General features: G+C 65.6%; 15 protein-coding genes. 12 read left to right on the plus strand and 3 right to left on the minus strand.

The window, feature by feature from the left end:
- Positions 1-208 precede the first annotated feature (208 nt).
- From gcl to IB256_RS21325, 11 genes are all read left to right on the plus strand, one after another.
- Complete coding sequence (gene gcl / locus IB256_RS21275) at positions 209-1,984, plus strand: glyoxylate carboligase (RefSeq protein ID WP_192404007.1); 1,776 nt, start codon at positions 209-211, stop codon at positions 1,982-1,984.
- A 136-nt stretch (positions 1,985-2,120) separates the two neighbouring features.
- Complete coding sequence (gene hyi, locus IB256_RS21280) at positions 2,121-2,903, plus strand: hydroxypyruvate isomerase (RefSeq protein ID WP_081518099.1); 783 nt, start codon at positions 2,121-2,123, stop codon at positions 2,901-2,903.
- 69 nt (positions 2,904-2,972) lie between these two features.
- Positions 2,973-3,863 (plus strand): 2-hydroxy-3-oxopropionate reductase, encoded by an 891-nt coding sequence (locus tag IB256_RS21285; protein WP_024763150.1) that lies wholly within the window; start codon positions 2,973-2,975, stop codon positions 3,861-3,863.
- A gap of 269 nt (positions 3,864-4,132) precedes the next feature.
- A complete protein-coding gene (locus IB256_RS21290; protein WP_192289086.1) occupies positions 4,133-5,404 on the plus strand; it encodes a glycerate kinase in 1,272 nt (423 codons plus the stop codon).
- Complete coding sequence (pyk, locus tag IB256_RS21295) at positions 5,401-6,831, plus strand: pyruvate kinase (protein WP_081518096.1); 1,431 nt, start codon at positions 5,401-5,403, stop codon at positions 6,829-6,831. The genes IB256_RS21290 and pyk overlap by 4 nt, the downstream gene beginning before the upstream one ends.
- A gap of 512 nt (positions 6,832-7,343) precedes the next feature.
- The gene (locus IB256_RS21300) at positions 7,344-8,246 is read left to right on the plus strand and encodes an urea transporter (protein WP_192289088.1); all 903 of its coding nucleotides are present in this window, start codon (positions 7,344-7,346) and stop codon (positions 8,244-8,246) included.
- A 33-nt stretch (positions 8,247-8,279) separates the two neighbouring features.
- Positions 8,280-9,116, plus strand: coding sequence for a diaminopimelate epimerase (gene dapF, locus IB256_RS21305; protein WP_192289090.1), 837 nt, complete (start codon positions 8,280-8,282; stop codon positions 9,114-9,116).
- A 217-nt stretch (positions 9,117-9,333) separates the two neighbouring features.
- Positions 9,334-10,578, plus strand: a complete 1,245-nt coding sequence (gene sstT / locus IB256_RS21310; RefSeq protein WP_192289092.1) for a serine/threonine transporter SstT — start codon at positions 9,334-9,336, stop codon at positions 10,576-10,578.
- 89 nt (positions 10,579-10,667) lie between these two features.
- Positions 10,668-11,519: an ion transporter gene (locus tag IB256_RS21315; protein ID WP_192289094.1), complete on the plus strand. Its 852-nt coding sequence runs from the start codon at positions 10,668-10,670 to the stop codon at positions 11,517-11,519.
- A gap of 141 nt (positions 11,520-11,660) precedes the next feature.
- Positions 11,661-13,316, plus strand: coding sequence for a mucoidy inhibitor MuiA family protein (locus IB256_RS21320; RefSeq protein ID WP_225601892.1), 1,656 nt, complete (start codon positions 11,661-11,663; stop codon positions 13,314-13,316).
- 176 nt (positions 13,317-13,492) lie between these two features.
- Positions 13,493-14,491 carry a sulfate ABC transporter substrate-binding protein gene (locus IB256_RS21325; RefSeq protein ID WP_081518090.1) on the plus strand — a complete coding sequence of 333 codons (999 nt, stop codon included), beginning with the start codon at positions 13,493-13,495 and terminating at the stop codon, positions 14,489-14,491.
- A 185-nt stretch (positions 14,492-14,676) separates the two neighbouring features.
- On the opposite strand, the gene IB256_RS21330 is transcribed toward IB256_RS21325, so the two are convergent.
- Both IB256_RS21330 and IB256_RS21335 read right to left on the minus strand, forming a co-directional pair.
- The gene (locus IB256_RS21330; protein ID WP_192404009.1) at positions 14,677-15,774 is read right to left on the minus strand and encodes a P1 family peptidase; all 1,098 of its coding nucleotides are present in this window, start codon (positions 15,772-15,774) and stop codon (positions 14,677-14,679) included.
- A 27-nt stretch (positions 15,775-15,801) separates the two neighbouring features.
- On the minus strand, positions 15,802-17,166 hold the full coding sequence (locus tag IB256_RS21335; protein WP_192289098.1) for an APC family permease: 1,365 nt from the start codon (positions 17,164-17,166) through the stop codon (positions 15,802-15,804).
- A gap of 211 nt (positions 17,167-17,377) precedes the next feature.
- On the opposite strand from IB256_RS21335, the gene IB256_RS21340 reads away from it, so the two are divergent.
- Complete coding sequence (locus IB256_RS21340) at positions 17,378-18,181, plus strand: helix-turn-helix transcriptional regulator (RefSeq protein ID WP_192289100.1); 804 nt, start codon at positions 17,378-17,380, stop codon at positions 18,179-18,181.
- Between the two features lie 255 nt (positions 18,182-18,436).
- On the opposite strand, the gene IB256_RS21345 is transcribed toward IB256_RS21340, so the two are convergent.
- Entirely contained in the window at positions 18,437-19,435 is a 999-nt protein-coding gene (locus IB256_RS21345; RefSeq protein ID WP_225601893.1) for an FkbM family methyltransferase, read from the minus strand.
- Positions 19,436-19,477: the final 42 nt, after the last annotated feature.

Below are 19,477 nucleotides of genomic sequence, written 5' to 3' on the forward strand. Positions count from 1 at the left end.
AATTCATATCTATTTTTGTATACATTTTTTCAAACGACAGTTTGACCCTGCGTTCAGCTTTTTCTCGAGACCCCCGGAATAAAAGGCCCACAGCGAAAAATGACCACTCAGTCCCTCGTATACAACCCGTCTTGACCTTCGTCGAATTGCCTGCCTAGAATCGCCTCAACTTTTGTACACAATCAGTATAAGAACCGAGGAACAAAATATGGCCAGAATGAGAGCAATCGAGGCTGCCGTACTCGTCATGCGTCGCGAAGGCGTGGATACCGCCTTCGGCGTACCGGGCGCCGCCATCAACCCCATGTATGCGGCCATGAAGAAACTCGGTGGCATCGATCACGTCCTGGCCCGCCACGTGGAAGGCGCCTCGCACATGGCCGAGGGCTACACCCGCACCAACGCCGGCAACATCGGCGTGTGCATCGGCACCTCCGGCCCCGCCGGCACCGACATGGTCACCGGCCTGTACTCGGCTTCCGCCGACTCCATCCCGATTCTCTGCATCACCGGCCAAGCTCCCCGTGCGCGCATGCACAAGGAAGACTTCCAGGCCGTGGACATCACCAGCATCGTCAAGCCGGTCACCAAGTGGGCGACCACCGTGCTGGAACCGGGCCAGGTGCCCTATGCCTTCCAGAAGGCCTTCTTCGAAATGCGCAGCGGCCGTCCCGGCCCGGTGCTGATCGACCTGCCCTTCGACGTGCAGATGGCCGAGATCGAATTCGACATCGACGCCTACGAACCGCTGCCGGTGAACAAGCCCAAGGCCACTCGTGCCCAGGCCGAGAAAGCCCTGGCCCTGTTCAATGACGCCGAGCGCCCGCTGATCTGCGCCGGCGGCGGCATCATCAACGCCGACGCTTCCGACAAGCTGGTCGAGTTCGCCGAGCTGACCGGCGTGCCGGTAGTCCCGACCCTGATGGGCTGGGGCACCATCCCCGACGACCACCCGTTGATGGCGGGCATGTGCGGCCTGCAGACCTCGCACCGCTACGGCAACGCCACCGTCCTGGAATCGGACATGGTGCTGGGCATCGGCAACCGCTGGGCCAACCGTCACACCGGTTCGGTCGACGTCTACACCGCAGGCCGCAAGTTTGTTCACGTGGACATCGAACCGACCCAGATCGGCCGTGTGTTCACCCCGGACTTAGGGATAGTTTCCGACGCCGGTTCCGCCCTCGACGTGTTCCTTGAAGTAGCCCGCGAGTGGAAAGCCGCCGGCAAGCTGAAGGATCGCAGCGCCTGGGTCGAAGCCTGCCGCGAGCGCAAGCGCACGATGCAGCGCAAGACCCACTTCGACAACGTGCCGGTCAAGCCGCAGCGCGTCTACGAAGAGATGAACGAGTTCTTCGGCAAGGACACCTGCTACGTCAGCACCATCGGTCTGTCGCAGATCGCCGGCGCGCAGTTCCTGCACGTCTACAAGCCGCGCCACTGGATCAACTGCGGCCAGGCCGGCCCGCTGGGCTGGACCATTCCGGCAGCGCTGGGCGTGGTCAAGGCCGACCCGAGCCGTCAGGTCGTCGCGCTGTCGGGCGACTATGACTTCCAGTTCATGATCGAAGAACTGGCCGCCGGTGCGCAGTTCAACCTGCCGTACATCCACGTCCTGGTGAATAACTCTTACCTGGGCCTGATCCGCCAGGCGCAGCGTGGCTTCGAGATCGACTACTGCGTGCAGCTGGCCTTCGACAACGTCAACGCTCCGGAGCTCAACGGCTACGGCGTGGACCACGTCGCAGTGGTGGAAGGCCTGGGTTGCAAGGCGATCCGCGTGTTCGACCCGAACCAGATCGGCGCCGCCTTCGCCCAGGCTCGCGAGCTGATGCAGCAGCACCGTGTACCGGTGGTGGTCGAGGTGATCCTGGAGCGCGTCACCAACATCTCCATGGGTACCGAGATCAACGCGGTCAACGAGTTCGAAGAGCTGGCGCTGAAAGGCATCGACGCACCGACTGCCATCTCGCTGCTGGACTGATTAGCTGATCCGTACGACTCCTCCCTTCGGGGAGGAGCTGGGGGTGGACATTTCCTGGCGGGGAGTCCCCCACCCCCTGCTCTCTTTCATCAGGAAGCCGAGCGCCACGCACCACCCGTTCAACAGGAGTGACCCCATGCCCCGTTTCTGCGCCAACCTGTCCATGCTGTTCACCGAGGTGGACTTCCTCGACCGTTTCGAAGCCGCCGCGCGCGCCGGTTTCAGCGGTGTCGAGTACCTCTTCCCGTATGACGTCGAGGCCGAGGTGATCAAGGCCCGCCTGGACGCCAACAAGCTCGAACAAGTGCTGTTCAACCTGCCGGCCGGCGACTGGTCGAAAGGCGAGCGCGGCATCGCCTGCCACCCGGACCGCGTCGAAGAATTCCGCGCCGGCGTCGACAAGGCCATCGCCTACGCCAAGGTCCTGGGCAACACCCAGGTCAACTGCCTGGCCGGCATCCGCCCGCAGGGCCACGACTGCGCGACCATCGAGAACACCTTCCTGAACAACCTGGAATACGCGGCAGGCAAGCTCGAAGCCGCGGGTATCAAGCTGGTCATGGAAATGATCAACACCCTCGACATTCCCGGCTTCTACCTGCAGACCACGAAGCAGGCCCAGGACATCCGCGAGAAGGTCGGCAGTGCCAACCTGTTCCTGCAGTACGACATCTACCACATGCAGATCATGGAAGGTGACCTGGCGCGGACCATCGAGAAGAACCTCGCCTCGATCAACCACGTGCAGCTGGCCGACAACCCCGGCCGCCACGAGCCGGGCACCGGCGAGATCAACTACCGCTTCCTGTTCGATCACCTGGACCGCATCGGCTACCGCGGCTGGATCGGCTGCGAATACAAGCCCAAGACCACCACCGAAGCCGGCCTCGGCTGGCTCAAAAGCCACAACGTCATCTGATTCGCCGGCCGGCGCGGTGGGTACGCACTGCGCCAGCCAGCCTAACAAGAACAACCAGGAGAACTCCTCATGGCCAAAATCGGATTCATCGGCACCGGCATCATGGGCCTGCCCATGGCGCAGAACCTGCAGAAAGCCGGTCACCAGATCTTCGTTTCCACCCACCACGACGCAGCCCCGGCGGCCCTGGTCGAAGCCGGCGCCATCGGCCTGGCCAACCCCAAGGAAGTCGCCCAGGAAGCCGAGTTCATCATCGTGATGGTCCCGGACACCCCGCAGGTCGAAGACGTGCTGTTCCGCAAGGACGGCATCGCCGAAGGCGTGGGCCCGAACAAGGTGGTGATCGACATGAGCTCGATCTCCCCCACCGCCACCAAGACCTTCGCCGAGAAGATCAAGGCCACCGGCGCGCAGTACCTGGACGCCCCGGTCTCCGGTGGTGAAGTCGGCGCCAAGGCTGCTTCCCTGAGCATCATGGTCGGCGGCTGCCCGAACACCTTCGAACGCGCCCTGCCGCTGTTCCAGGCCATGGGCAAGAACATCACCCGCGTCGGCGGCAATGGCGATGGCCAGACCGCCAAGGTAGCCAACCAGATCATCGTCGCCCTGAACATCCAGGCTGTTGCCGAAGCCCTGCTGTTCGCCGCGAAGAATGGCGCCGACCCTGCCAAGGTACGTGAAGCGCTGATGGGCGGCTTCGCCTCCTCGCGCATCCTCGAAGTGCACGGCGACCGCATGGTCAAGGGCACCTTCGATCCGGGCTTCCGCATCAGCCTGCACCAGAAGGACCTCAACCTGGCCCTGGCCGGCGCTCGCGAACTGGGCCTGAACCTGCCCAACACCGCCAACGCCCAACAGGTGTTCAGCACCTGCGCGGCCATCGGCGGCAGCAACTGGGACCACTCCGGCCTGATCAAGGGCCTGGAGCACATGGCCAACTTCTCCATCCGCAAGGACTGAGAATCGGCGGATGAAGCGTTCCGCTTCATGCGCCCTGCGAGGTACGCCAACGTAGGGCGCATAACGCCAAAGGCGCTATCCGCCACAGTGCAAAGTGACGGGCGAGGTTATGGGAGTGGCCTCGCCCGCCACGCTGCAAAGCGACTCGAACACCCGGCCGTAGGGAATCACGGCCTCGCCGGCCGGGGTGTTCGATTCCATCGCTGAGCCTTCTGCAAGACAGAAGCCTGAGCCATGGAACACCACAACAAGAATCATCGGAGCCTGTCATGAGCCTCGACCCACGCGCCTTCCTGCGCGAGCTGTTCGACACCGCCATTGCCGCCGCGCATCCGGCCCAGGTACTGGCGCAGCACCTGCCCACCGACAAGGGCGGCCGCACCATCGTCATCGGTGCCGGCAAGGCCGCCGGCGCCATGGCCGAAGTCGCCGAGAAGCACTGGAACGGTGAGGTCCAGGGTCTGGTGGTCGCGCCCTACGGCTACGGAGCGCAGTGCCGCAGCATCGAAGTGGTGGAAGCCTCGCACCCGGTGCCGGACGACGCCGGCGAACGCGTCGCCCGCCGCGTGCTGGAACTGATCAGCGGCCTGTCCGAGAACGACCGGGTGATCTTCCTGCTCTCCGGCGGCGGCTCCGCCCTGCTCGCCCTGCCGGCCGAAGGCATCAGCCTCGACGACAAGCGCAGCGTGAACAAGGCGCTGCTGAAATCCGGCGCCGCGATCAGCGAAATGAACTGCGTGCGCAAGCACCTCTCGGCCATCAAGGGCGGCCGCCTGGCCCGCGCCTGCTGGCCGGCCAGCGTGTACACCTACGCGATTTCCGACGTGCCCGGCGACGAGGCCACGGTGATTGCCTCCGGCCCGACCGTGGGCGACCCGACCACTTCCGCCGACGCCCTGGCGATCCTCAAGCGCTATGCCATCGACATCCCGGCGAACGTGCGCGCCTGGCTGGAAGACCCGCGCTCGGAGACCGTCAAACCCGGCGACGAATGCCTGTCGCGCAGCCACTTCAAGCTGATCGCCACGCCTCAGCACTCCATTGACGCGGTAGCTGCCAAGGCCGAAGCCGCCGGCATCCCGACACTGATCCTGGGCGATCTGGAGGGCGAATCCCGCGAGGTCGCCAAGGTCCACGCCGGTATCGCCCGGCAGGTCCGCAAGCATGGCCAGCCGCTGAAGGCGCCGTGCCTGATCCTTTCCGGCGGCGAGACCACCGTGACCGTGCGCGGCAACGGCCGTGGCGGACGCAATGCAGAGTTTCTCCTCAGCCTCACCGCCGACCTCAAGGGCGAACCGAACATCTGGGCCCTGGCGGGGGACACCGACGGCATCGACGGCATGGAAAGCAACGCCGGTGCCCTGATGAGCCCGTGCAGCTACAGCCGCGCCCTCAAGGCCGGCCTGAATCCGCTGCACGAACTCGACAACAACAACGGCTACGGTTTCTTCGCTGAACTGGGCGATCTGGTGATTACCCGGCCGACCCGCACCAACGTCAACGACTTCCGCGCCATCCTGGTCCTCGAGAACGACAAATGACTCCGGATAAAAAAGTAAAGATCCTCGCCACCCTGGGCCCGGCGATCAAAAGCCGCGACGACATCCGCGCCCTGGTGGAAGCCGGCGCCAACCTGTTCCGCCTGAACTTCAGCCACGGCGAATACGACGACCACGCCCAGCGTTTCGCCTGGGTGCGCGAAGTGGAAGCCGAACTGAACTACCCCATCGGCATCCTCATGGACCTGCAAGGGCCGAAGCTGCGCGTGGGTCGCTTCGCCGACGGTGCGGTCCAGCTGCAGAAGGGCCAGACCTTCACCCTCGACCTGAACGACGCACCGGGCGACGACAAGCGCGTCACCCTGCCCCACCCGGAAATCATCCAGGCGCTGGAGCCAGGCATGAGCCTGCTGCTGGACGACGGCAAGATTCGCCTGCAGGTACTCAACGCCCATAGCGATGCCATCGAGACCCGCGTGATGAACAGCGGCGAGCTGTCCGACCGCAAGGGCGTCAACGTCCCCGAAGCGGTGCTCAAGCTCAGCCCGCTGACCGCCAAGGATCGCCGCGATCTGGCTTTCGGCCTGGAGCTGGGCGTGGACTGGGTCGCCCTGTCCTTCGTGCAGCGCCCCGAAGACATCGAGGAAGCCCGCGAGCTGATCGGCGACAAGGCCTTCCTCATGGCCAAGATCGAGAAGCCCTCGGCGGTGCAGTCCATCGAAGCCATCGCCAGGCTGTCCGACGCGATCATGGTCGCCCGTGGTGACCTGGGTGTGGAAATGCCGGCCGAGAGCGTGCCGGGCATCCAGAAGCGCATCATCCAGGTCTGCCGCCAGCTCGGTCGCCCGGTGGTGGTCGCGACGCAGATGCTCGAATCCATGCGTTTCTCCCCGGCGCCGACCCGCGCCGAGGTGACCGACGTCGCCAACGCCGTCAGCGAAGGCGCCGACTGCGTGATGCTCAGCGCCGAGAGCGCCTCGGGCCAGTACCCGCGTGAAGCGGTGGAGATGATGGCGAAGATCATCCGCCAGGTCGAAGCCGAGCCGGACTACCAGGCCACGCTGGAAATCAACCGCCCGGAACCGGATGCCACCGTCTCCGACGCCATCAGCTGCGCGATCCGCCGGATCAGCCGCATCCTGCCGGTGGCGGTGCTGGTGAACTACACCGAATCCGGAGCCTCGACCCTGCGCGCTTCCCGTGAGCGGCCCAAGGCACCAATCCTCAGCCTGACGCCGCAACTCAAATCCGCCCGCCGCCTGACGGTGGCGTGGGGCGTCCACTCGGTGGTCAACGCGCAGCTCGCCCATGTCGACGAGATCTGCTCCACCGCCCTGGACATCGCCCTGGCACAGCGCATGGCTCGCCGTGGCGACACCGTGGTGATCACCGCCGGCGTGCCCTTCGGCCAGCCGGGCAGCACCAACATGCTGCGCATCGAGACGGTGGCGCCGGCGTTGGAGGTTTGACTCAAGCCTGAGAGCCCCTCTCCCCAACCCTCTCCCTGAAGGGAGAGGGGGCAGTTCGGCGCCGCCGGTGACTCCGGTGTTCCGCCTTCTGCCACTCAAGCCCCCTCTCCCGCTTGCGGGAGAGGGCTGGGGAGAGGGCAACCGAGTTCAGGAGCCACGCCCAAGCGCGTGCCTCCGCACCGAGTCACTCCCGGACGGACGGGGCCGGGAATACGGGGCCGCGTCCCCGTCCGTCCGGGATTGACCTTTGTACTGAGTGCTTACGCACCAGCAACATGCGTACCGAATGCTTGTCGGTCCATGGCCCCCACGCAGCAACTCCCAATGCTGGCCATGGAATTTCGAGGTTGTTGGCGGTGATCCCGCCGGCAACCTCTTTTCTTTTTCCTGACCCGTGGCGCAGCCCCGTATGGCGGCGTCACAAGGTTCTCACGCAGCGCCCGCCGATGGGGCCTCGATGCCCCACACCCAACGAGGCGCTGCGGAGTCACTTTCAACTGCCCAGACGTCAAATGCCCCTGAACAAGTTCATCCCCAACCGGCTGATCGGCTTCGGCCAGATCTACCTGCAGGCCGATGCCCGATTCGGCCTGATCCTGCTGCTGACCATCGCCTGGTCCGCGCCGCACCTGCTGCCCGGCGCCCTGCTCGGCGCGCTGCTCGGGCCGCTGACCGCCCGCTTCGTGCGCGAGCCGCAGACGGACATCGATGCCGGCCTGCACGATTACAACCCGATCCTCATCGGCCTGCTGCTGCCCTTCCAGTTCCAATGGTCGCTGGGGCTGGTGATGCTGAGCATCGCCGCCATCCTCACCAGCGTCGCCGTGCAGGCCGTGCTGCTGCGCCAGTCGCGCCGGCGCTTCGGCCTGCCGGCCTACACCTCGGCCTTCGTGCTGCTGGGCTGGGTCTCGGTCGCGCTGGGCAAGGCGCTCGGTTTCGCGCCGGCCAGCGGCGTCGCCTGCCTGTCCTGCGGCACAGCCAATCTGCTGCTGGATTCGACTGCACTGGGCTTCGGCGAAGTGATCTTCCTCGGTGAACCGCTGGCCGGCCTGACCATCGCCCTCGGCCTGCTGCTGGTGGAGCGTCGCGCCGCGTTCTGGGCACTGGCCGGCGCCGCCGGTGCGCTGGCCATGGCGCCGCTGTTCGACCTGCCGGGCGCCTCGGCGCAGGCCGGCCTGCTCGGCCTGAACGGCGCGCTGGCCGGTATAGCCCTGTCGCTGCGTTTCCGCAGCCCGCTGGCGCCGCTGTGCGGCATCGTCCTGGCGGTGCTGCTGCAACCCGGCTTCGCCCTCATCGGCCTGCCCGCGTTCACCGCGCCCTTCATCCTCGCCTGCTGGCTGGTGATCCTCGGCCAGCGCGTGCTGGAAGCGCTGCTGCACGATCCGCGAAGGGAAAACAGCCGCCCGCGTGTATAGTCGGGGACCTTCTTCCGGCGATGGATCGCACCGATGAACTTCGTGAAATACCAGGCCCTGGGCAACGACTACCTCGTCTATGCCGGCGACGCACCGTTTGCCCTGACCGCTGCGCAGATCGGCCGCGTCTGCGACCGCCACCACGGCATCGGCTCCGACGGCATCCTGGTGGCGAACCACAGCGACGCCGCCTTTGGCCTGCGCATCCTCAACCCCGACGGCTCCGAGGCGGAGAAAAGCGGCAACGGCCTGCGCATCTTCTCCCGCTACCTGTGGGACTGCGGGCTGGTCGCCGGGCAGGCGTTCGACATCGTCACCGCCGGAGGCACCGTCACCAGCCAGGTGTCCGACGAGGGCCGCACCGTGGAGGTGTCCATGGGGCGCGCCGAGTTCGCCTGCGCGAAGATCCCGGTGCTGATCGATGCTCCCGAGGCGCTGGACCACGAGCTGGAAGTCGGCGGCGTGGCGCTGAGGATCAACGCCGTCTCCATGGGCAACCCGCACTGCGTGGTGTTCGTCGAACAGACCAGCCGCGAACTGGCCTGCCGCCTCGGCCCGCTGCTGGAAAACCACCCGCTGTTCCCCCGCCGCACCAACGTGCAGTTCGTCCAGTGGCTGTCCCGCGATGCGCTGCGCGTGGAAATCTGGGAGCGCGGCGCCGGCTACACGCTGTCCTCGGGCACCAGCAGCTGCGCCGCCGCTGCGGTGGCGCGCCGGCTCGGCCTGTGTGACGGGCACATCGACCTGCACCTGGCCGGCGGTCTGCTGAAAATCCGCGTCGAAGACGACTTTCAGGTGACCATGCGCGGCGCCGTGCAGCGGGTCGCCGGCATCGACCTGGATCCGGAAGCCTTCGCCGACCTCGGCTGACCCGCCGGCTGGTTCCTCGGGAATTGCCGACGCGACCGGCATGGATCAATGCCGGCCCGCTCGCGCCCGTCCAGACTTCGACCTGACACCTGCCGAAGCAAAGCCTGACCGATCAATCGACGGGTAACCGCGCATTTCCCGGCATCAGACGGCATAATCCGCGACCTTTCGCACCCGGTCCGCCGGGGCGATCCCACTTCCAGCAGCGAAAGACGTCATGACGCTTCCAACTCCCACTCTTCTGCAGCGCATCAAGGGCACCAGCCTGGTCCTGCGGATTTTCATCGGCATGCTCTGCGGCATCGCCCTCGCCGTGCTCTGGCCGCAGGGTGCGGCGGCAGTCAGCCTGCTCGGCAAGCTGTTTATTTCCGCCCTGAAGGCCGTGGCGCCAGTGCTCGTCCTGGTGCTGGTGATGGCCTCCATCGCCAACCACAAGCAGGGCCAGCGCACCCACATCCGGCCGATCCTGCTGCTGTACCTGATCGGCACCTTCTCGGCTGCCGTGGTCGCGGTGATCGCCAGCTTCACCTTTCCCTCGACCCTGGTGCTCAGCGCCCCCACCAGCGAACTGACTCCGCCCGGCGGTATCGGCGAGGTACTGCGCTCGCTGTTGTTCAGCGTCACCACCAACCCGGTGAAGGCGCTGCTGGAGGCGGACTTCATCGCCATCCTGGCCTGGGCCATCGGTCTGGGCATCGCCCTGCGCCACGCGCGCCAGAGCACCCGCGACCTGCTCGATGACATGGCAGGTGGAGTGACCCTGATCGTCCGCGTGGTGATCGCCTTCGCCCCGCTGGGTATCTTCGGTCTGGTGGCCGGCACCATCGCCGAATCCGGCTTCGACGCATTACTGGGCTACCTGCACCTGCTGGCCGTTCTGCTGGGCTGCATGCTGTTCGTGGCGCTGGTGGTCAACCCGCTGATCGTCTTCGCCAAGATCCGCCGCAACCCCTACCCGCTGGTTCTGCTGTGCCTGCGCGAGAGCGGCATCACCGCTTTCTTCACCCGCAGTTCGGCGGCCAACATCCCGGTCAACCTGCAACTGTGTGAACGCCTGGGCCTGCACGAGGACACCTACTCGGTGTCGATCCCGCTGGGCGCGACCATCAACATGGCCGGCGCGGCGATCACCATCAGCGTGCTGACCCTGGCAGCGGTGCACACCTTGGGGATAGCCGTGGACCTGCCCACCGCCATCCTGCTCAGCGTGGTCGCCTCGGTCTGCGCCTGTGGCGCATCCGGCGTGGCCGGCGGCTCGCTGCTGCTGATCCCCCTGGCCTGCGGCCTGTTCGGCATCTCCAGCGAAGTGGCGATGCAGGTGGTGGCGGTCGGCTTCATCATCGGCATCCTCCAGGATTCGGCCGAGACCGCGCTGAACTCCTCCACCGACGTGCTGTTCACCGCCGCGGCGTGCATCGCCGAAGGCGACGTGGACGAGCCGCAGGAAGGCGAGCGCGCCTGAACCTGCTTTCCCGGATGTGAACCGGGGCGGCTGCGGCCGCCCCGGTGCATCTCGGCTAAGGTGTCTGAATCCCTTCCGTGGATTCCCCCATGGCCGACTCCCCCAGCTGGCGCCAGCGTCTCTACGTCGTCATTTTCCAGTCCGACACCATTGCCGGCCGGCGCTTCGACAGCGCGCTGCTGGTCGTCATCCTCGCCAGCCTGCTGGTGGTGATCCTCGACAGCGTCGACGACATCAGCCACGCCTACGGCAGCCTGCTCAGCGACATCGAGTGGGTGATCAACGGCCTCTTCCTCATCGAATACCTGCTGCGCCTGTACTGCTCGCCCAAACCGCTGCGCTATGCGCTGAGCTTCTACGGGCTGGTCGACCTGCTGGCAGTGCTGCCGGGAGTGATCGCCATCTTCTACCCCGACGCGCAGTACCTGCTGGCGGTGCGGGTGATCCGCGTGCTGCGCATCTTCCGCATCCTCAAGCTGCGCCAGTACCTGCGCCAGGCCGACTTCCTCCTCACCGCGCTGCGCGGCAGCCGGCAGAAGATCACGGTGTTCTTCGTCTCGGTGATGAGCCTGGTGACGGTGTTCGGCTCGCTGATGTACGTGGTCGAAGGCCCCGAGCACGGCTTCACCAGCATCCCGCGCGGTATCTACTGGGCCATCGTCACCCTCACCACCGTGGGCTTCGGCGACATCACGCCGAAGACGCCGCTGGGCCAGGCCATCGCCAGCCTGGTGATGCTCACTGGCTACTCGATCATCGCCGTGCCCACCGGCATCTTCAGCGCCGAACTGCACAACGCCATGCGCCAGGAACGCATACCAGGCGCGCTGGACAAGCCTTGCCCCGCCTGCGCCAAGGCCAGCCACGAAGCCGAGGCGGCGTTCTGCTCGCGCTGTGGCAATCCGCTCTATCCGCGTATGGACGACGCCGCGCAGCGCTGATCCGCGCTGGATAGCCGTTCGTCGGTCATCCTCACCCACGCTCAACCCGTTCCGCACGCCCTCTTCGTCACACGCTGCATGGACGGACGCCGTGGTGGCGTTCCGCAGTGCCGGCCGCCTTCCAGGCCGCGAGGTGAGCACATGCCCTTTCGATTCCACCCACTGATCCTCGCCATGGCCGGCGCGCTGGCCAGCCCTTCGCTGCTGGCCGCGCCGCAGGTGGCCGACAGCCGCATCAGCGCGGTCACGGTCTACACCGACCGCGCCATCGTCACCCGCACCGCCACCCTGCAATTACCTGCCGGCCAGCATGAAATCGCCCTGGAGCAGTTGCCCCTGCGCATCGACGACAACAGCCTGCAGGCCTCGCTCAGCGCCAGCGCCGCCGCGACCCTGCTCGATGTCAGCAGCGCACCGCAGGCGTCGCCGCCCTCCGCGGACAACCGCTTGCAACAACTGGACGCGCAACTGCGCGACATCGAGCGGCAGGAGCGTGAGATCAGCGACCGAGGCAGCGTGCTGGAGAATCAGAAGCAGTTTCTCGCCGACATCCAGGCCAGCAGCACCAAGCCGGGCAAGAACCAGGCACTGCCGAGCATCGACGAACTGAAGAACCTTCTGCAGATGAGCGAGGGCAACCTCGGCCGCATCCTCGACGAGCAGCGCAAGCTCGACCAGCAGGGCGAGGAGTTGCAGCAGCGCAAGCAGGAGCTGGAGAACCAGCGCAGCCACCTGGCTGGCGACGGCACCCACTACAAGCGCGCGATCCTACGCGTAGCGCTGGAGAAGCCCGCACAGGTCCAGCTGCAGCTCAGCTACACGCTCTACGACGCCTCCTGGCGCCCGGCCTACGACGCCCGCCTGCGCGATGGCGAAGAGCAGATCGAGATGACCTACCAGGGCATCGTCCGGCAGAGCAGCGGCGAAGACTGGACCGACGTCGACCTCACCCTGTCCACCGCCCGCCCCAATCTGGGCAGCAGCGTACCGGCACTCTCACCATGGTTCGTCGATACCTTCGACCCGCGCACGGTGATGGCCGCCCGCCCCGCCCCGGCGCCAGCCGCGCCGATGATGGCGCTGGAGGCGAAGAAGGCCCAGCGCTTCGCCGCGGACGAGATGGCCGCGACCGGTTCGCTGGAAGAGATGCCGGTGGCCGTCGCCGAAGTCAGCGGCGCGACCACCAGCGCCTCCTTCCACATCCCGACCCGTGCCACGCTGAACAGCGACGGCAGCTCGCAGAAGGTCTCCATCGCCCAGTTCAAGCTGCCGGCGACCTTCCGCTACCTGGCCACGCCGTCGCTGCGCGAAGCCGCCTACCTGCAGGCCGACACCCGCAACGCCAGCGACTATCCGCTGCTGCCGGGCACACTCAACACCTACCTGGGCAACACCTTCGTCGCCAGCGGCCAGCTGCGCGCAGTGATGCCGGGCGAGACCTTCGAGCTGGCCCTGGGCGGCGACGAGGCGATGTCGATCAAGCGCAAGCTGGTCAACCGCTACACCGACTACACCGGCCTCACGGGTGGCCGCAAGCGCGTCACCTACGAGTTCCGCATCGACGCACAGAACAACCACAAGACCGAGCAGCGCCTGCAGTTCAAGGACCAGTTGCCGGTCTCGCGCAACGAGCAGATCAAGGTGGCTCTGCTGGCGCCCGAAGACCAGGCCGCCACCCGCGAGGACGACGGCAAGCTGCTTTGGGACTGGCAACTGAAGCCGGGCGAGAAACGCAGCACCACCTTCAAGTTCAGCGTGGAGTATCCGAAGGAGCTGGAAGTCAGCGGGCTGGACTGACGTCCGTCGGGAGCAGTCATAGCCCGGCAGGCCTGCTAGGCTGCCGGGCAACCTTCTTCTGCGTTGGGTGCGACACACGGGGAACCCCGCATAAGCAAATAGCCTTTAAGTATTTAAGTGCCATATAACCTGTCGGCATAATCGACACCCAACAACACTGCCCAAAGGAACTGCTCGTGAAACGTCTGTTCAGCGCCTCGCTGCTGGCCGCCGGCCTTGCCCTGGCCTCCACCGCCCAGGCCGCCCAGCCCCTGCTCAACGTCTCCTACGACGTGATGCGCGACTTCTACAAGGACTACAACGCCGCCTTCCAGAAACACTGGCAGGCCGAGAAAGGCGAGAAGATCACCATCCAGATGTCCCACGGCGGTTCCAGCAAGCAGGCCCGCGCCGTGATCGACGGCCTGCCGGCCGACGTCATCACCATGAACCAGGCCACCGACATCGACGCCCTGGCCGACAACGGCGGCCTGGTGCCCAAGGACTGGGCGACCCGCCTGCCCAACGACAGCGCGCCCTTCACTTCCGCCACCGTGTTCATCGTGCGCAAGGGCAACCCCAAGGGCCTGAAGGACTGGAACGACCTGGTGAAGCCGGGCGTGCAGGTCGTGGTGCCGAACCCGAAGACCTCGGGCAATGGCCGCTACACCTACCTCTCCGCCTGGGGCTACGCGCAGAAGCACGGCGCCGATGAAGCCAAGGCCAAGGAATTCGTCGCCCAGCTGTTCAAGAACGTCCCGGTGCTGGATACCGGCGGCCGTGCAGCGACCACCACCTTCATGCAGAACCAGATCGGCGACGTGCTGGTGACCTTCGAGAACGAAGCCGAGATGATCGCCCGCGAGTTCGGCCGTGGTGGCTTCGAAGTGGTCTACCCGACCGTCTCCGCCGAAGCCGAGCCGCCGGTGACCGTGGTCGACAAGGTGGTCGACAAGAAAGGCACCCGCGCCGAGGCCGAGGCCTACCTGAAGTACCTGTGGTCCGACGAAGGCCAGACCATCGCCGCGAACAACTACCTGCGCCCGCGCAACCCGGACGTGCTGGCCAAGTTCTCCGACCGCTTCCCGAAAGTGGACTTCTTCTCCGTGGTGAAGACCTTCGGCGACTGGCGCACCGTGCAGAAGACCCACTTCGCCGACGGCGGCGTGTTCGACCAGATCTACACTCCGAACTGATTCCGCTCCCGCGAAAATGTGAAAGCCGGAGCGGCCCTGCAGCTCCGGCTTTTTTCATGGAGCAGCACTCCTGCAAACAGCGCCGAACCTTCCGGTTGCGACTCGCAGCGATCCCCATGCCGCATCGGCACAGGGCCCATCGATGGGTATCGCTGCGCTCCGCACCATCCTACCCATGCGTCATCTCATCCCTTCCAACCCACTTCGCGCAACGCCGCCAGCAGCCGCTCCCCGCTCAGCGCAGGCACCAGCACGCCGTCATCGGTGCGCATGTCCTTGCCGGCCAGCAGCACGTTGACGATGGCTTCCTCCACTGCCTCGGCAGCGGCGGCGAAGAGCGGCGAGATGTGGTCGTTGTTCACCATCTCCAGGGCCGTGGCGAACGACAGGCCTTTGCGTCCGTAGTCCGCGGGCGGCAGGTCGCGGTTGCCAGTGGCGAAGGCGAGGAAGATGTCGCCGCTGGAGTCGTCGGTACCGCCTCCCGTGCGGGCGATCCCCAGCGAAGCACGCTGCGCCAGGCGCTGGCACTGGTGCGGCAGCAGCGGCGCGTCAGTGGCGAGGATCACCACGATGGAGCCCATACCCGGCGTGCCCTGCTCGGCGAAGGGTGACGGCAGGTCGCCCAGTTGGCGGCCGACCGGGTAACCATCCACCCGCAGTTCGCGGCGCTGGCCATGGTTGGCCTGGACCAGCGCACCCACGGTCCAGCCGCCCTGCTCCATCGGTAGTTTGCGCGAGGCTGTGCCAATGCCGCCCTTGAACTCGTGGCAGATCATCCCCGTGCCGCCACCCACCGGGCCTTCCCGTACCGGACCGGACTCGGCCGCAGCCAGGGCCTCGCGCACCTGCTCGGCGCCGACGTGCTGGCCCCAGATGTCGTTGAGCAGGCCATCGTAGGTTTCCATCACCACCGGCATGCACCAGTAGATGGTCGGGTCCGCCAGCTCGACATGCTCGGCGGCGATCAGCGCATCGCGCACCGCGCCCACGCTGTGGGTGTTGGTGATGGCGATGGGCGTGGTCAGCAGCCCCGCCTCGCGAATCCACTCAAGGCCGGTGGCGTCGCCGTTGCCGTTGAGCACATGGCAGCCGGCGAAGCAGGGTTGCTGGCGCGCCGCGCCGTCACGTGGTTGCACTACCGTGACGCCGGTGCGCACGGCCTTGCCGTCGCGCTCGCCGATCAGAGTACTGTGACCGACACGGATGCCGGGCACATCGGTGATGGCGTTGAACTCGCCGGGAGTGCCCAGGCCGAGGGTGATGCCGAGTTGACGAGCGCGCATGCTGTCTCCTTGGTTTTCGAAAAGGGTTCAGAGCTTCTGGAAGGCCGGGCTGAGCTTGCCGTAGGTGCTGTAGAGAATCACCGACACGGCCAGTATCCCGACAATGATCATGACGTCCCGCGAGGAGGCATCCAGTAGCAGGTTGAGCAACAGGTAGCCGGCGCCGACCACCGCCAGCATCGCCGGCAGCGGCCAAAGCGGCATGCGGTACGGGTGCTCGCGGTCGCGGCGCAGCACGCGGCTGAACAGCGCACAGAGCGCCACCACCAGGTAGACCATCACCAGCAGCAGTACGGTGAAGGAGGTCAGCTCCTCCAGGTTCGAGCTGAAGCTCAGCGCCGCCGAGGGCACGCCGAGGAACAGCGTGGCGATCCATGGCGATTCCCAGCGCGGGTGAATACGGGTGAAGGCACGGTTCATCAGCGGCGTCCACAGCTCGTCGCGGCCGCTGCTGAAGATCACCCGGCCGACCTGGATGACGATGGCGACGATGGCGTTGAACACCGAGAGGAAGATGCCGGCGCTGACCAGCCGCGACAGCGTTGCATTGCCGTGTGCGGTGAGCAGGTAGCCGACCGGGTCGGGGCTGGCGATCATGTCCTTGAGCGAAGGCGCGCCCAGCAGCAGTGCGGTCAGCGGGACGATCTCGATCGCCACCACCAGCACCAGCGACCAGATCACCGCGCGGTGCACATTGCGCCCGCCGCACTTCATATCCTCGGCCAACAGCACCGCGCCGCCAAAGCCGTTGTAGGAGAACAGCGCGGTGCCCACGGCGCCGATCACCAGCGCCCAGGGCGCGGCGGCCAGTATCCCGCCGTCGATGTGCTGCGGTTGCACCAGCACACTGACCGGCTGACTGACGTGGCCAAAGCCGAGCACCACGATCACCAGCAGCGCCGCCACTTCGCAGAGCAGGAACACCCCGGTGATCCAGGCGTTCACGCGGATATTGAGGATGCCCAGCACGTAGCTGGCGGCGACTATCACCAGGGCGACGGTCTGGGTGTCGAAGTTCGTCCCCAGGGCGTTGTTGAGGTAAGTCGCCGCGCCCGTCGCCAGAACCGGCGGGATGAACAGCAGCGAGACCAGTACGGTGAGGAAGGTGGCGTAGCCGGCGAGACCGCCGAACACGCGCTTGGCGTAGACGTACTCGCCGCCGGCGGAGCTGTGGGCGCGGCCGAGTTCGGCGTAGCACCAGGCAAACATCAGCGCCAGGAAGCCGGCGAAGACAAAGGCCAGGAAGGCGCCGCTGCCGGCCTGCTGGATGGCAAAGGGGGCAATGACGAAAACGGAGCTGGCGGGGGTGACCGCCGAGACGGTAATGGCGACTACGTCGAGCACGCCCAGGCTGGGCTTGAGCGCGCTCGCTGGCGCAGGGGAAGCGCTCATATCGTTGTTTCCTCGTGTTGTTATTGGTGGCTGAGGCAGGAACGAAAACCTTCTTGCGCCCTCTTGCTCGGGGCGTCAGGTGGCGCTGAGTCTGTGCGTGGCACGCGGAGCGGCCAATCACCATTTGGGGTTACGCCCCCTTGACGGCAGGCAGGTAAAAGGAGGAAACCGTGGGCCGAACCCACGCCGCCAGTTCGGAGAACTACCGTCGATGCACACCCTGTTCCGCGAGGTCGGCATGCACGCCAACCTCGGCCGCGCCATCGAGCAGATCGGTCAGCCGCGCTTCTGGAAGCAACTGGTCCTGCTGCTGCACCAGTGGTTGCCGTTCGATAACGCCCTGGCGATGTTCTACCCGGCCAGCGGCACCCCGGTGGCGCTCGAGGAATACGATGCCGAACCCACCGCCGGACCGGCCGCCATGGCCATCTACCTCGACGGCCTGTTCCAGCTCGACCCGTTCTACCAGGCCTGCCGCGAGGGCGTGCCCAGCGGGCTGTACCGGCTGGAAGAAATCTCCCCGGACCAGTTCCGCCAGAGCGAGTACTTCCTCAGCTACTTCCACGACAACGTGCTGGAGGACGAGGTGCAGTTCATCCTCCAGCTTCCCGGCCAGGGCGCGCTGTCGCTGTCACTGGGTATGCGCAAGCTGTTCGATGGCGAGCAGACCGGCCTGTTGGCGATGCTCGGCCCCTGGGTGCTGGCGCTGATGCAGCAGCACTGGCAGCAGCGCAGCCAGCGCCTGCTGCCAGGCACCAGCGACGGTGTGGCGGTGCAGGTGCGCGACGCCCTGAGCCACTTCGGCGCCGGCGTGCTCTCCGAGCGAGAACTGGAGATCGCCCGGCTGATCCTGCGGGGTTACTCCTCCAAGGCCATGGCCGAGCGCCTGGCGATCTCGCCGGAGACCATCAAGGTCCACCGCCGGCACCTGTACAACAAGCTCGACATCTCCTCGCAACCGGAGCTGTTCTCGCTGTTCCTGCAGTCGCTGGGGCACGATCCGCAGAATCCCTGAACGCCAACGCGCTTCGCTGCCCAAGGACTGAGCACGTCGCCGGCCCAACCACAGCGCGCCATTCACCCTGGCCACCGCGTTCAGCGTGCGCTCGCAAAAGCTCGAAGTACTGGCAGGGCTCTCCGAGCGCTTCCCCAAGGCGGATGTATTCTCCGTGGTGAAGACCTTCGGCGGCTGGCGGCGGGCTCGGCCAGTTCTACCCCCTGACAGATTTCCCCCCGGCTGCGCGCGCAACTTTGCAGCACAGGCCCTGTATCAACGCCGCAGGCTGGACAGGACCTTCCTGAGCGGCTCGGTGGCACGCCAGCTGGTCGAATTCCTCAGTGCGCGAAGCTCTTCCCGCAAGCATGAATTCTCCTGCCTCAAGTGCTCCTGGAGGCTGCCCATCCTCTCCAGCTCGGCGCCCTGCAAGTCAATTTCGGCCTGAGTTGCTTCCAACTGAAGGAGAGTCGACTGCGGGGTCGAATCAACCTCCTGAAGATAGGGCAAGGCTCCCTTCGTATGGGCCAGCTCTGCAAACTGATCTGCCTTTTCCCCTGGGACCATAAAGAAGTCCCAGCACAGGAAATCCACTGCCTCGACCCAATCCGTGCGGTCTTCCAGGCGGTTCAGGAAGATGTCGAACAGGACATATCCTGCCTCGGTCGCCAGGTCATAGAGGCTTTCCGGCACATGACCATAGGCTTTGAAGGCCAGCGAACCATACTCGACCGAAATGATCGGCCGAAGCCGCTTCAGGACGTCGCCAGCACCTCGCAGACAGTCGATCTCAGCGCCTTCGATATCGATCTTGATATAGGCAACACTGCTCAGATCCTGGGTGAATTCGTCCAACTGATGCACTTTGACCCGAATGGTTCTGGGTCTTGCCAGCTCAGGCACATTGAAGGTTCGCTGGATCAGACCACTTTCTTCCGGAGAACCTTCGGCGAAGGTGAAATCGAATTCGCCATCCTTGTTGGAAAGCGCGACGTTGTGCAGCGAGAGATTGGAATGAGGCAGGGTGCTGCACAACTGTTCGTAAGCGAACGGCAAGGGTTCGAAGGCGATCGCTCTGCCGCTTTCACCAATGCACTCGAGCAATGGACGCAAATGCCGTCCGGCATGTGCACCAATGTCGATCACGGTGTCCCCCGGTCGCAGGATCTGCCGGTAGACATGCTCGAGCATGCGTTCGAACTCCAGGCGAATGATTCCCCGGGAAAGGAGATTGGCGACACCTTCCATTCTCGATCTCATCGACACTCGTTCCATGTTGCGTTCCTTTGTCAGAGCCGGATCCGAATTGGCAAAACC

Source organism: Pseudomonas sp. PDM17 (assembly GCF_014851985.1).
In the GTDB taxonomy this organism is placed as follows: Bacteria; Pseudomonadota; Gammaproteobacteria; order Pseudomonadales; family Pseudomonadaceae; genus Pseudomonas.